This window comes from Flavobacterium piscisymbiosum, assembly GCF_020905295.1.
GTDB lineage: Bacteria > Bacteroidota > Bacteroidia > Flavobacteriales > Flavobacteriaceae > Flavobacterium > Flavobacterium piscisymbiosum.
The window spans coordinates 2933698-2948566 of sequence record NZ_JAJJMM010000001.1 but is presented as its reverse complement, the minus strand read 5'-3'; the positions used below and the strand labels follow the sequence as shown (position 1 = coordinate 2948566).

At 34.4% G+C, this 14869-nt stretch carries 12 protein-coding genes; all 12 read left to right on the top strand.

Annotated features, from left to right (window positions below; all coding sequences use genetic code 11):
* The first annotated feature begins 105 nt into the window (after window positions 1-105).
* The 12 genes from LNP81_RS12880 (at window position 106) to LNP81_RS12825 (ending at window position 14792) form a co-directional block, all read left to right on the top strand.
* Window positions 106-1119 (top strand): AAA family ATPase, encoded by a 1014-nt coding sequence (locus LNP81_RS12880; RefSeq protein WP_230036387.1) that lies wholly within the window; start codon window positions 106-108, stop codon window positions 1117-1119.
* A gap of 62 nt (window positions 1120-1181) precedes the next feature.
* Window positions 1182-1796, top strand: a complete 615-nt coding sequence (locus LNP81_RS12875) for a hypothetical protein (RefSeq protein WP_230036385.1) — start codon at window positions 1182-1184, stop codon at window positions 1794-1796.
* Window positions 1797-1873: 77 nt separating this feature from the next.
* The gene (locus LNP81_RS12870; RefSeq protein WP_230040912.1) at window positions 1874-3160 is read left to right on the top strand and encodes a DUF58 domain-containing protein; all 1287 of its coding nucleotides are present in this window, start codon (window positions 1874-1876) and stop codon (window positions 3158-3160) included.
* Between the two features lie 134 nt (window positions 3161-3294).
* The gene (locus LNP81_RS12865) at window positions 3295-4380 is read left to right on the top strand and encodes a phosphoglyceromutase (protein ID WP_230036383.1); all 1086 of its coding nucleotides are present in this window, start codon (window positions 3295-3297) and stop codon (window positions 4378-4380) included.
* A gap of 45 nt (window positions 4381-4425) precedes the next feature.
* Window positions 4426-5349: a DUF2167 domain-containing protein gene (locus LNP81_RS12860; protein ID WP_230036381.1), complete on the top strand. Its 924-nt coding sequence runs from the start codon at window positions 4426-4428 to the stop codon at window positions 5347-5349.
* 222 nt (window positions 5350-5571) lie between these two features.
* Window positions 5572-6363: a TrmH family RNA methyltransferase gene (locus LNP81_RS12855; RefSeq protein ID WP_230036379.1), complete on the top strand. Its 792-nt coding sequence runs from the start codon at window positions 5572-5574 to the stop codon at window positions 6361-6363.
* Between the two features lie 16 nt (window positions 6364-6379).
* Complete coding sequence (locus LNP81_RS12850) at window positions 6380-7918, top strand: serine hydrolase (RefSeq protein WP_230036377.1); 1539 nt, start codon at window positions 6380-6382, stop codon at window positions 7916-7918.
* Between the two features lie 566 nt (window positions 7919-8484).
* On the top strand, window positions 8485-10707 hold the full coding sequence (locus tag LNP81_RS12845; RefSeq protein WP_230036375.1) for a RelA/SpoT family protein: 2223 nt from the start codon (window positions 8485-8487) through the stop codon (window positions 10705-10707).
* A gap of 89 nt (window positions 10708-10796) precedes the next feature.
* On the top strand, window positions 10797-11255 hold the full coding sequence (locus LNP81_RS12840) for a Fur family transcriptional regulator (RefSeq protein WP_026981862.1): 459 nt from the start codon (window positions 10797-10799) through the stop codon (window positions 11253-11255).
* A 94-nt stretch (window positions 11256-11349) separates the two neighbouring features.
* Window positions 11350-12621 (top strand): adenylosuccinate synthase, encoded by a 1272-nt coding sequence (locus LNP81_RS12835; RefSeq protein WP_078008344.1) that lies wholly within the window; start codon window positions 11350-11352, stop codon window positions 12619-12621.
* A 55-nt stretch (window positions 12622-12676) separates the two neighbouring features.
* On the top strand, window positions 12677-13258 hold the full coding sequence (locus LNP81_RS12830) for an NUDIX domain-containing protein (protein ID WP_230036373.1): 582 nt from the start codon (window positions 12677-12679) through the stop codon (window positions 13256-13258).
* A 40-nt stretch (window positions 13259-13298) separates the two neighbouring features.
* Window positions 13299-14792 (top strand): S41 family peptidase, encoded by a 1494-nt coding sequence (locus tag LNP81_RS12825; protein WP_230036371.1) that lies wholly within the window; start codon window positions 13299-13301, stop codon window positions 14790-14792.
* Window positions 14793-14869 lie beyond the last annotated feature (77 nt).

Sequence of the window (14869 nt, the reverse complement as noted above, 5' to 3'; positions counted from 1 at the left end):
CAGATTAAAGAATTACACAGATTAGAAAAAATTAATAAATTTTAATAAAAATCATTTTAATCCTTTAATCTGTGGCAAAAAAAAACAACCAGAAAACAGACCAACATGGACGATATCAACACAACAGAGAACGAAATCACAAACGAAAATGTGAATTTTGAAACCAGAATAAATCTAACGCCGCTTTTAGATCACGTAAACAGTATCAAAAAAGAACTGGAAACCGTAATTGTAGGGCAGCACAAAATGATCGATCAGCTTTTGGTTGCGATTTTATCAAACGGTCACGTTTTGCTCGAAGGTGTTCCGGGGGTTGCTAAAACCATCACAGCCAAATTATTATCGAAAACGTTGAATATTGGCTTTAGCCGAATTCAGTTTACGCCGGATTTAATGCCGTCTGATATTTTAGGAACTTCAATCTTTAATTTAAAAACTTCTGAATTTGAGTTTAAAAAAGGGCCTATTTTCTCTAATTTAATTTTAATTGACGAGATCAATCGTGCGCCTGCCAAAACACAAGCAGCACTTTTTGAAGTTATGGAAGAACGCCAGATCACAATTGACGGATCTGCTTACCAACTTGAAACGCCTTTTTTGGTTATTGCAACGCAAAACCCAATTGAGCAGGAAGGAACATACCGTTTGCCGGAAGCGCAATTAGACCGTTTTCTATTTAAAATTACAATTGATTACCCAAAATTAGAAGAAGAAATCCTGATCATTCAACGAGAACATTTATTGCAGGATCAGGGAAAACTGGAAGCTATAAAAACAATACTTTCTGCCGCTGAAATAAAAGAATATCAGGCTTTAGTAAAACAAATAAGAGTAGAGCAAAACCTACTGGAATATATTGCAAGAATTGTAGTAAACACCCGCGAAAATGCGTTTTTATATCTGGGAGCTTCGCCTCGTGCTTCGATCGCGATTTTAAACGCTGCAAAAGGTTTCGCCGCCATTCGCGGACGTGATTTTGTAACTCCTGAAGATATTAAAGAAGCTACGATTCCGGTTTTGCAACATCGTGTAATTGTAGCGCCAGAACGCGAAATGGAAGGTATTACAAGCTCTGAAATTATAAAACAAATTATAGAAACTGTTGAGATTCCGAGATAGTTTTCAGTCGCAGTGGCAGTTTTCAGTTTTTCAGTCGTTATGCTAATAATAAACCTTTTTTAATGAAATTTTCTACATTATTTTTCCTGTCTTTTATTTTTACTTCGTTGGTGAGTTTTAAACCAGTAGATACGAAACAGGCGAAGCATACAAATACATCAATTTATTTTGCGACTGATAAACAGCAACTCGAAACATTGATCAGGAAAACCTATGAATGGATCGAAACCAAGAAAACAAAAGTTGATTTTGATGTTGTCGAAAATAAAAAAGGAGATAAATATGTTGCACTAAATACAAAAACACACAATAAAATATTGGCCGAACTTAAAAACTCTAATTTTTTTGCACAACAATTTATTGATAATTATAACAAAATTGCATTGAAAATTGGCGAGAATCTTAAAACCAATAAGATCGAATATTTTGTTGGAGAATTACCTCCATACGGCTCAGATAGTAACCCGTGGTGTGAGTGTCAGGACTATCCTGAATCGTACTGGAAAACATTAAAAATAAACGATTTAAAGATTCAGAATAATAAAGCTACTTTTTACTGGACCTGGACAGAATGGAAAGAAACTCCTAAATATAAAGTAACTGCTGTAAAAGAAAATGGAATCTGGAAAATTGCCGTTTTAGATGGTTTTAATTATCAAAGCTTTACTAAAATATAGTACAAAGACCTTTAACCCTAATTTTATAAAAATTGAAATTCATAAAAAGCCTTTACCTCAATAACTTCTTCTTCTATATGCTTTTGGGCATTATTGGATTATTTGTTTGCGCTTTTATTTTTCCAAACTTATACAATGCTGTTTGGTTTGTAGTTTTGGTTTTAGTCACTTTTTTGGGGCTTGATATTTTAATTTTATACATTAGCAAAACAGGAATCGAAGCCGAAAGAATAACACCAGAAAAACTTTCGAACGGTGATTTAAATCCTGTAACTGTCAGTATCAAAAACCGTTATACTTTTAAGATTTCAGTTAAGATTATAGACGAAATTCCGTTTCAGTTTCAGGTACGTGATTTCAAAATTGTAAAAACGATTAAAGCCTCTGAACATAAAGAATTTGGTTATGATCTGCGTCCAACAGAACGCGGCGAATATTTCTTTGGATATCTGAATATCTATGTTTCTTCTCCTCTAAAATTAGTTTCCAGAAGATTTTCTTTCGATAAAGATAAAATGGTGCCCACATATCCGTCTTACATTCAGTTAAGAAAATATGATTTACTGGCTTTTTCGAATAATTTATATCAATACGGAATCAAGAAAATACGCCGAATTGGTCATACAATGGAATTTGAACAAATCAAGGAATATGTTCAGGGCGACGATTTAAGAACGCTAAACTGGAAAGCCACGGCAAAGAAAAATTCGTTGATGGTGAACCAGTTTCAGGACGAAAAATCACAATCGGTTTATATGGCGATCGATAAAGGGCGTGTCATGCAAATGCCTTTTGACGGATTGAGTTTATTGGATTATGCTATTAATTCGACTTTGGTTTTAGCCAATGTAATTCTGAAAAAACAGGATAAAGCCGGAATTTTTGCCTTTTCCAAAAAAGTAGAAAATAGAGTTTTTGCCGAGAAAAGAGCTTCGCAAATGCAGAAAATCCTCGAAACTTTATACAACATCAAAACTGACTTTTTCGAAAGTGATTATAGCCGTTTGTATGTCGACATCAAGAAAAACATCAATCAGAGAAGTTTGATAATTTTGTATACAAACTTTGAAACTATGGACGGTTTAAATCGCCAGTTACCTTATTTAAAAGGAATTGCAAAAAGCCATCTATTAGTTGTTGTCTTTTTTAGCAATACAGAACTGAATTCGATCATCAATAAAAAAACCGACACTATTCAGGAAGTTTACGATAAAGTAATCGCCGAAAAATTCATGTTCGAAAAACGATTAATCGCAAACGAGCTGAAAAAATACGGAATACATTCGGTTTTAACACAACCTGAAAATCTGACTTTGGATACGATTAATAAATATTTAGAAATTAAGGCGAGAGGGATTTTGTAGAAGGATGTTTGTTAATTTATGGTTATATTTAAGATATGAACTAACAATAAATGTATCACTACAGCAATATTAGTTAGTTTTGAGATATCGATTTATAAATTCTAATTAATCCTTTTAATGTAAATTAACTAAATATGAAAAAAATAACTGCATTTATATTCGCCTTTACAAGCCTTTTATCCTACGCACAAAGAACAGAAAACATCATCATCATAACCACAGATGGTTTTAGATGGCAGGAAGTTTTTAAGGGAATGGACAAAGAAATTGCCGACAATAAAAAATTCAATCAGGGAGACAGAAAGTATATTTACAAAAAATACGGAAGTGCTGATATTGCAGAAGCCCGCCAAAAAATAATGCCTTTTTTATGGTCTGAAATTGCTTCGAAAGGACAAATTTATGGCAATCGTGATTTGGGTAATAAAGTAGATGTTACCAATAAATACTGGATTAGCTATCCCGGATATAGCGAAATGATGACCGGAAATGCAGATAATGCAGTGAATTCTAATCATTATAAAGACAATCCGAATGTAAATGTGTTGGAGTTTTTAAACCAACAGCCTAATCTAAACGCTAAAGTGAATGCTTTTGGTGCATGGAATGCCTTTGATCGAATCTTAAACGAAAAAAGAAGTGGTTTTCCTGTAATTTCTGCCTTTGACAGCATTGGAGGAAATAATCCAACCGAAACTCAGAAACTGCTCAATGCAATGCGTGATAACTCTTATAAGCCTTTTCATGAAGATGAATGTCTGGATGTTTTTACCCATTATCAGGCTATGGACGAACTTAAAACAAAGAAACCAAAAGTACTTTATATTGCTTACGGCGAAACTGATGAGTGGGCGCATTCAGGCCAATACAGATCGTATCTTGACGCTGCCAATCAGGTTGATAAATGGATTAAGGAAATCTGGGAATTTGTACAAAATGATCCGCAATACAAAAACAAAACTACTTTATTGATTACTGTCGATCACGGTCGTGGCGATAAAAAGAAAAAACAATGGACAGATCATGGATCTGATGTTGCAGGAGCATCTGAGATTTGGTTTGCTGCAATGGGTCCGGAAATCGCACCAAAAGGCGAAGTAAAAACCCAATCGCAATTGTATCAAAAACAAACTGCACAAACCATCGCCAAAGTTATGGGATACACTTTTACAACTTCGCATCCTGTGGCCGATGAAATTAAAGAAATATTTCAGGAATAATAAATTAAACCAAAAATAACAACCAACCAAAACCAATTAACCAAAATGAAAAAAACTTTAGCATTTCTTTTTTTAGTTGCTTTTTTTATCCCCAAAATTTTTGCTCAGGAACCTAAAAATAACGATGAACTTTTTGAAAAAACTTTAAATTACCAATCAGGGAAAATCGTTTTATCTGAAGGTGACGGAACACTAAATGTTCCGAAAGGATTTAAATTTCTAAATGCAGAACAAACTCAGGGCATTTTGACCAATTTATGGGGAAATCCTGAAGACAAAACAGTCTTAGGGTCTCTAGTTCCTGACGGAAAAGGCGTAACACACAGTAATAGCTGGATGTTTGTTATTAATTATCAGGGAGATGGTTTTGTAAAAGACGACGATGCAAATGACATTGATTACGATGATTTGCTAAAAACCATGAAAGAAGATTTTCTCGCAGAAAATGAAGAAAGAAAAAAAGGTGGCTATCCTGAAATAGAATTAATAGGCTGGGCATCAAAACCCTATTATGACAGTAATTTAAAAGTGTTGCATTGGGCAAAAGAATTAAAATTTGGTCAGGACCAAGCCAATACTTTAAATTATGATTTACGAATTTTAGGCAGAAAAGGAATGTACAATATTTCGGCCGTTGCTGGTATGAGCGAACTTGCAGAAGTAAAAGCAAGTATTCCTGGAATCTTAAAAAGTGTAGAATTTAATCAGGGGCATAAATATCTTGATTTTGATGCTGACACAGATACCGTTGCCGCCTGGACAATTGGAGGTTTAGTTGCCGGGAAAGTTTTAGCAAAAGTAGGCTTTTTTGCTATTTTGGCTAAATTTGGAAAAATCATCGTAATCGGAATTATTGCAGCATTTGCGGGTCTTAAGAAGTTTCTTTTTGGCAAAAAAGATCAGGTAGTATCAAGACCACAAGAAGAAGAAATTACATTATTGGAAGAAAACAATTCTAAAGAAGAATAATTTTTTTTGCCACGAATTTCACGAATTTGCGCTAATTTATTAGCCACAGATTAAAGATTAAAATGATTTAAAAAACTATAGGAATCATTTTAATCCTTAATCTGTGGCTAACTTTTTTTATTTCGCTTTAAACCTCTGAACCTTTGCACCTCCCAACCTTTGCAACTTTTAAAAAAAATCTCAGTACCTTAGCGCCTCAGAACCTAAGTACCTTTAAAAAAAATGAAACAAATCACTTCAATACAAAATCCGTTTATAAAATCGCTCGTTTTATTACAAGAAAAGGCAAAAGCCCGAAAACAAACCGGAACATTTTTGATTGAAGGATTACGTGAAATTTCACTTGCCATAAAAGGCGGTTACGAAATAGAAACTGTTTTATTTTTACCGGAATTGGTAACTGAAAATCAGATCAATAAATTGGTAAATACGCCAGTTTCATTAATCGAAATCAATAAAGAAGTTTATCAAAAACTAGCGTATCGCGATACTACCGAAGGAATTTTGGCTATAGCCAAAACCAAATCGATGTCATTATCTGATTTAAAATTATCTGATAATCCGTTGATAATTGTTGCCGAAGCACCAGAAAAACCAGGAAATATTGGCGCTCTTTTGCGTACTGCCGATGCTGCAAATCTGGATGCGGTTTTGATTGCCAACCCAAAAAGTGATTTGTACAACCCAAATATTGTTCGTTCGAGCGTTGGGTGTTTGTTTACCAACCAGATTGCCACAGGAACCACTGCTGAAATTATCGCTTTTTTGAAAGAAAAAAAGATCGATTTTTACTGCGCTACACTACAAAATTCAACCTCTTATCATACACAGGATTTTACTACTCCAACGGCTTTGGTTGTGGGTACAGAAGCCACGGGACTAACGCAGGAGTGGCGTGATGCTGCAACACAGAATATTATTATTCCGATGCAGGGCGAAATCGACAGCATGAATGTCTCAGTTGCGGCTGCTATTTTAATTTTTGAAGCCAAACGCCAAAGAGGATTTAATTAATTACAAATTCAAAATTATGAGTTATAAATTATCACTTTTAGCCTTATTATTTTCTTTTTCAGTTTCGGCTCAAATTACGAATCAGGAAGTAGATGAATTGGTCAATCGTACCATAAAAGCTTTTGATGTTCCCGGAATTGCGGTTGCAATTGTAAAAGACGGAAAAGTAGTCTTGGCAAAAGGATATGGAGTAAAATCGGTTTTGACACAACAAAAAGTCGATGCCAATACTCTTTTTGGGATTGCCTCAAATAGTAAAGCATTTACAACTGCAGCGCTTGCCATGTTGGTTGATGAAGGTAAAATAAAATGGGATGATAAAGTCCTGAAATATCTTCCGGATTTTAAAATGTACGATGATTATGTGACTCGCGAATTTACAATTCGTGATCTTTTAACGCACAGAAGCGGCCTCGGACTTGGAGCAGGAGATTTAATGATCTGGCCTGACGGAAGCGATTTTAAAGCACAGGATATCGTTCATAATTTAAGATACTTAAAACCGGTTTCGAGTTTTAGAACCAAATACGATTACGACAATTTGATGTACATCATAGCAGGAGAAATTGTACACGTTGTAAGCGGAAAAACCTGGGCCGATTTTGTTGAGGAACGCATCATGAGACCTCTGGAAATGAACAATAGTGTAGCTTCTGTAAAACGTTTAAAAGACACTACAAATGTTATTACTCCGCATGTTCCTGTTGACGGAAAACTGAAAACGATAAAACGTTATGAAAATCAGCTTTTTGACGGAGCTGCCGGAATTTATTCAAGCGTAAATGATTTGAGTAAATGGGCGATTTTACAAATCAACAATGGGAAATACGGAGACAATAAGCAATTATTTTCAGAGAAAGAACACGACGAAATGTGGCAATTGCAAACCATTATTCCGGCAAAAACAAAACTACCTTACAATACTCATTTTTCAGGATATGGTTTAGGTTGGTTTTTGAGTGATGTAAAAGGATACAAACAAGTTTCGCATACCGGCGGATTAGAAGGAAATGTGACACAAACTACTTTGATTCCGGAGATAGGTTTAGGAATTATTGTCCTGACCAATCAACAATCCGGAGCGGCATTTACAGCTATAACCAACACCATAAAAGACAGTTATCTGGGCATTAAACCCGAAGATTATGTAACCACTTACAGCAACCGTGTGAAAGCCAGCGAAGCATCGGCAGATAAAGTGACTGACGAAGTTTGGGCAGCAGTTGCCAAAAATAAAAAAGACAAACTAAAAATTGATTTCTCTAAAATAACCGGGACTTACAAGGACAATTGGTTTGGAGAAGTTACCATAACAGAGAAAAAAGGAAAGGCCTATTTTGCATCAAAACGTTCGCCACAACTTGTTGGTGAAGTTTTCTTTTATAAAGTTGGAAATTATGTCGTAAAATGGAACAACGCCTTTTTTCATGCTGATGCACATTTGCTTTTCAAATATGACGAAACCGGAAAAGTCATTAATCTAAAAATGCTTCCCATCTCTGAACTAACTGATTTTAGTTATGATTTTCAGGATTTGGATTTTTCGAAAGAATAATTTTTAGTTTTCAGTTTTCAGTCGCAGTTTTCAGTCTCAGTTATCACCTCAATCTTGTCATCCCGGAACGAGGGATCTCCGTTAGTAGCTCCGCAATCTAAATATACTTTGTGTTAGTTTCTTGTGGAGATCCCTCGTTCCTACCAATGACGTTTCTTGGAATTAAAATAAAATCCGTTTAAATCCGCGTCTTTGCAAAGCAAATCCGTGTCAACTGCGTTTCATGGCAAAGATTATAGAATTTCTTGTATCTTCTTCGACTTCGCTAACAATGACGTCATTTATAATGCTTTTTTTGAAAAAAATTAACCCTCGGGATAACAAAAAATGCACTCACTAATTTTGACAAAGCCATCTCTTAACAAATCTCATTTTTTAAGTTTTTGGCTAATGTCAGACTGAGCGGAGTCGAAGTCCTTTTTACTACAAAAGAATCTCGACTCCGCTCGATTTGACAAGCCAAAATCTACCCTCTAAAATCAGAAATCTAAAATCTAAAATCAACCCCTCATTCCCTTGCGTATATTCAAACTTATTCTTATTTTTAGTACTTGAACTATGCCGTTATGATAGAAATAGATATTGAGAAAGAAAATAAAGCAATTGCCCAAGAGTATAAAGAATTACTTCGAATCAGTTATCAGACTTTAAGTCCAACCGACAAAAAATTAATCCGAAAAGCATTTGATGTCGCAGTAGATGCACATAAAGAACAAAGACGTAAATCTGGCGAAGCGTATATCTTTCATCCTATTGCAGTTGCGAAAATTGTGGCTTCTGAAATTGGTTTAGGAGCGACCTCTATTGCGGCGGCTTTATTGCACGATGTTGTCGAAGATACTCCTATGACAGTCGAGGATATTGAGCGTTTATTTAACCCAAAAGTGGCGCAACTTGTTGAAGGTTTAACCAAAATTTCGTTAGTTCAAAAAGATCTGAATGCGTCGATGCAGGCAGAAAATTTCAGAAAAATGATCCTTACACTGAACGATGACGTTCGTGTAATTTTGATAAAACTCGCCGATCGCTTGCATAATATGCAAACCATGGATTCGATGGCAGAATACAAGCAAACTAAAATTGCTTCGGAAACGCTTTATATTTATGCGCCTCTCGCCCATCGTTTAGGACTTTATAACATAAAAACCAAATTGGAAGATTTAGGTTTAAAATATACAGAACCAGCTGTTTACAATGATATTGTAAGCAAAATAAGAGAGACAAAAGAAGAACAGGATGTTTATATCAAAGATATTTCGGATGTTCTAAAAAAATCTCTGGACAATGAAGGCATTGATTATGTCATAAAAGGACGTCCGAAATCTATTTATTCGATCCGTCGTAAAATGCGCGCTCAAAATGTGAGTTTTGATGAAGTGTATGACAAATTTGCTCTTAGAATTGTTTATAAATCAGATCAGCACGATGAGAAATTCGTGGCCTGGAAAATTTATTCGATCGTAACAGATCATTACAGACCAAGTCCGAGTCGTTTACGTGACTGGATTTCATCTCCTAAATCAACCGGTTACGAAGCTTTGCACATTACCGTAATGGGACCAAAAGGCCGTTGGGTCGAAGTGCAGGTTCGAAGCGAGCGTATGGATGAAATCGCTGAGAAAGGTTATGCAGCGCATTACAAATATAAAAACGGTGCTACAGAAGAAAGCGGTCTGGACGTTTGGCTGAATTTGCTTCGCGAAGCATTGGAAAATCAGGAAACTAACGCGGTTGATTTTGTTGAAGATTTTAAAATGAATTTATATTCGAAAGAAATCTTCGTCTTTACGCCAAAAGGAGAAATTAAGTCATTGCCAAAAGGTGCTACTTCACTTGATTTTGCGTTTAGTATTCACTCCGAAATTGGAATAAAAACCAGAGGAACGCGTGTAAACGGACGTTTGGTTCCATTAAATCACGAGTTAAAAAGTGGCGATCAAGTCGAAGTGATTACTTCTGCCAATCAAAAACCTACGGTAAACTGGTTAGAATATGTAACAACGTCAAGAGCCAAAACGAAAATAAAAAACGTTCTTAACGAGAACACTAAAAAAATTGCTGAAGAAGGAAAAGAATTACTTACCCGAAAACTAAGACATTTAAAAATAACGATCAACGAGCAGGTTATTAATGAATTAGTCAACTTTTTTAAACTAAAAACGAGTTTAGATTTATTTTACCGAGTTGGAATTGGGGCAATAGAAAATCAGCAATTAAAAGATTACGCCGCTCAAAAAAGCAATACGTTTATCAATTTCTTTAAAAATAAAATTAAAAGAAATAAAGATACAACCGCCGCCGATGATATTCATAAACAAGTCATTAGCAGTAATTATGACATGCTGGTTTTTGGTACTGAACATGATAAACTCGATTATAAACTTTCGCCATGTTGTAATCCAATTCCTGGAGATGACGTTTTTGGATTTGTAACGATAAACGAAGGTATTAAAGTGCACAAAAAAGACTGCCCGAACGCTATTGGTATGCAGTCAAACTATGCTTACAGAATTATGAGCGCCAAATGGATTGATTCATCGCAGGAAGAATTCAAGGCTATTATCAACATTACCGGAATGGATGTTTTAGGACTTACAAATCAGTTAACAAGGGTAATTTCGAACAATATGAGCGTGAATATCCAGAGCATTTCGTTGAGTACAGATGCGGGAATTTTTCATGGTCAGATTGCTGTAATTGTTCAGAACAATACCATTTTGAAGAAAATGATTAATGCGATTAAAAAAATTGATGGAGTTGATAAAGTGACCAGAGAATACAGAACCTAAACTTTTTAACCTATCTATAAGGGTTTTATAACTAAACTTTAAACCCGAAACTTTTATTCATTAAAAATAAAAATTTATCTTTGCCGGATATGACACTCATTTCAACTGACAACACTAAGAATCAAGAAATTGTAAAAAATGTATTTACAATGTATCTTGAGCAAAAAGGGCATCGCAAAACTCCTGAGCGTTATGCTATACTTCAGGAAATTTACGACAGCGAAGAGCATTTTGACATAGAAAACTTATATATCAAAATGAAAAATAAGAACTATCGTGTGAGTAGGGCTACATTATACAACACGATCGAGTTATTGTTAGACTGCGCATTGGTTAGAAAACATCAATTTGGGCAAAATCAGGCTTACTACGAAAAATCATATTTTGATAAACAGCATGATCATATTATCATGACTGATTCTGGTGAGGTAATCGAATTTTGCGATCCAAGAATTCAAACCATCAAAAAAACAATCGAAGAAATATTTGATATCGAAATCACGAATCATTCATTGTATTTCTACGGAAACAAAAAGCAAAAACAATAGTCCGGAAACGCATTATTTAAAAAATAAAAAAAAGAAAATTAACTACATTAATCAGTAGGGCAACTCAAATTGCCTCAACGCAAATTAAAACAGAATGACCGTAGATTTATTACTAGGATTACAATGGGGAGATGAAGGTAAAGGGAAAATTGTTGACGTTCTTACCTCTAATTATGATATTATTGCACGTTTTCAAGGAGGACCAAATGCAGGACATACATTAGAGTTTGACGGAATTAAACATGTACTTAGAACCATTCCTTCTGGAATTTTTCATAAAAATTCAATAAACATCATTGGTAATGGTGTTGTAATAGATCCGGTAGTTTTTCAAAAAGAAATCGAAGGTTTAGAGAAATTTAACCTTGACATCAAAAATAAATTGATCATTTCAAGAAAAGCACATTTAATTTTACCAACGCACCGTTTGCTTGATGCAGCTTCTGAAGCATCTAAAGGAAAAGCTAAAATTGGTTCTACTCTAAAAGGAATTGGACCAACTTATATGGACAAAACCGGAAGAAACGGATTGCGTGTTGGAGATATTGAATTAGAAGACTTTAAAGAACGTTACAGAGCATTGGCTGACAAACACGAAGCAATGATTGCTTTTTATGACGTAGCGATTCAATACAATTTAGCTGAACTTGAAAAAGAGTTTTTTGAAGCTATCGAAGAATTAAAAAAATTAGATTTTATCGACAGTGAAGAATATATCTACCAAGCTCAAAAAGCAGGTAAATCTATTTTATGCGAAGGAGCTCAGGGTTCTTTATTAGATGTTGATTTTGGAACTTATCCTTTCGTAACTTCATCAAATACTACTGCTGCCGGAGCTTGTACTGGTTTAGGAATTGCTCCTAACAAAATCAAAGAAGTTTACGGAATTTTTAAAGCTTACGTTACACGTGTTGGTAGCGGACCTTTCCCAACGGAACTTTTTGACGAAGTTGGTGCTACTATGGCAAAAGTAGGTAACGAATTTGGATCTGTTACAGGAAGACAAAGACGTTGCGGATGGTTAGATCTTGTTGCTTTAAAATATGCTGTTCAGGTAAACGGTGTTACTCAGTTAATGATGATGAAAGGCGATGTTCTTTCAGGATTCGAAACTTTGAAAGTTTGTACAGAATACAACTATAAAGGGCAAAACATTTCTCACTTTCCTTACAACATCGAGCCGGAAAACGTAACTCCTGTTTATAAAGAATTTAAAGGATGGAAAGCTGACTTAACAGGATTGACAACTTACGATCAACTACCAATTGAGCTAAAAGAATATATTGAGTTTATTGAAGAAGAAGTTGGAGTGCCAATTAAGATTGTATCTGTTGGACCTGACAGAAAGCAAACAATAACAAAATAATACATCTAAACGCTCTGATAACCAGAGCGTTTTTTTATACAAAAGATTTCTTATTATGAAAAATCCAGAAATTAAAGTTACCGAAACTAAGCTACTATCAGACAATTGGTACATACTAAACAAAGTAACTTTTGATTATCAAAAGAAAGATGGTAAAGTAGAATCGCATATCCGTGAAGTGTATGATCGCGGAAACGGAGCCGCTATTTTATTGTACAATTCATCTAAAAAAACAGTAATCTTAACGCGTCAGTTTCGTTTGCCCACTTATCTTAACGGAAATAAAACCGGAATGATGATTGAGGTTTGCGCTGGACTTCTTGATCAGGATAATGCTGAACAAGCTGTAATTCGTGAAACCGAAGAGGAAACAGGTTACCGTTTAAATAAAGTTCAGAAAGTGATTGAAACGTATATGTCGCCAGGATCTGTTACCGAGATTTTATATCTTTTTGTGGGTGAATATGATGAAACCATGAAAGTAAATGATGGCGGAGGATTAGACGCCGAACAAGAAAACATTGAAGTGCTGGAATATACTTTTGATGAAGCTTACAACATGATCGAATCGGGTGAGATTACTGATGCTAAAACGATTATGTTATTACAGCATGCTAAAATTAAAAATTTGATTTAATTTTTTTGAGTATTTTTAGGTTCTAAACAAAACCAAACCAATGCTCAAATTTAAAATAGCTTTTTTTCTGATTTTTCCATTTATAGTTTTCTCTCAAAATGATAAATTCACTTCAGAAAAACTCAAACAAGATCTTACTACTTTTAGAGAAATCAGAGAAAAAGCAAATTCAGGTATTTATAAGTACCGAACTAAAAAACAAATTGACAGTATATACAATTGGGCATTTCTGCAATTAAAAAATCCGGCGGAATTACTGGATTTCTACAAAATTATTTTACAAATAACTGACTTCGAAGGCAGTGTGCACAATAACACAACTCTTCCTGATGCATTTAAAAACAGATATACATCAGAAAAAGTTTTTTTCCCTTTTCCGATAAAATTGATCGCGAACAAAACAATCATCAATTTAAAAAATGATGAAATTCTGTTAGGCTCACAAATTCATAGCATTAACGGAATTGAAATAAATAAAATAATACGCGCCTTTTACAAATATTACACCACCGACGGCTTTAATATATCCGGAAAATCAATTGGAATTAACGCCGCTTTTTCAAGATATTTTGAAATGGAATATGGCCCAAAAGAAAAATTTTTAGTTGAATACTCACTTCCCAACCAAACTAAAAAACTCTCTAAAACTATTGCCGGTATTTCTAATGAAGAAAGAAAAGAGAACTTTAAAAAACGTCATTCTTTTCCTTCTGACAGCTTGTTTTACAGCAATATCAAAGATAAATATTCATTTAAGATTGTTTCTCAAAATACCGCCTTGCTTGCTGTTCATACTTTTTTAATTGGAGGAAATGCAGAGGACAAAGAACACATAGTATATAAAAAATATCTCGACAGCTGTTTTCAAATGCTTGCTGTACATCCTGAAATAAAAAATTTAATTGTAGATGTTAGAAATAATGGCGGAGGGTCAGATCCTAACGATTTGGTAACTTTTTCATACTTAACACAAAAAACGTATCGCGAAAATAAAAATGCTTATATTAATTTTCAGAAAATTCCGTTTCTTCCCTATTTTGTTTATGAAGAAACTGAGACTGAAAAAAAACTGGAAGAAAAGAATGATTTTGAAGCTGAGTTAAAAAAGGAATATCCCATTTTAAAAGGCAAAATATACCCTCAGGATCCAAAATTTAATCGTTTATTACAACCGGATAAAAACACCTTTAAAGGTCAGGTTTACTTATTAATAAGTCCAAGAGTAGCTTCGGCAGGATCGCTTTTCGCATCATTAGTTGCAGGAAAAACCAGCGCAATTGTTATTGGCGAAGAAACTATGGGCGGTTATTACGGTCATAATGGTCATACTCCTATCGAATACGAATTACCCAATACTAAAATAAAAACGCAGTTTTCTATCGTAAATTTAGAACAGGATGTTCCTAAGAAACCAAATCAGATTTTTGGACGAGGTGTAATTCCTGATTATAAAGTGAGTCAAACTTTGGATGATTTTATAGAGAATAGAGATGCTCAGATGGAATATGTTTTGAAATTAATTGAGAAAAAGTAAAAGATTAATATCTGTAAAGAATTAAACATAAAATAATACTTATAAAAAAAGAAAATATTGTATTTTAAACTAATAAA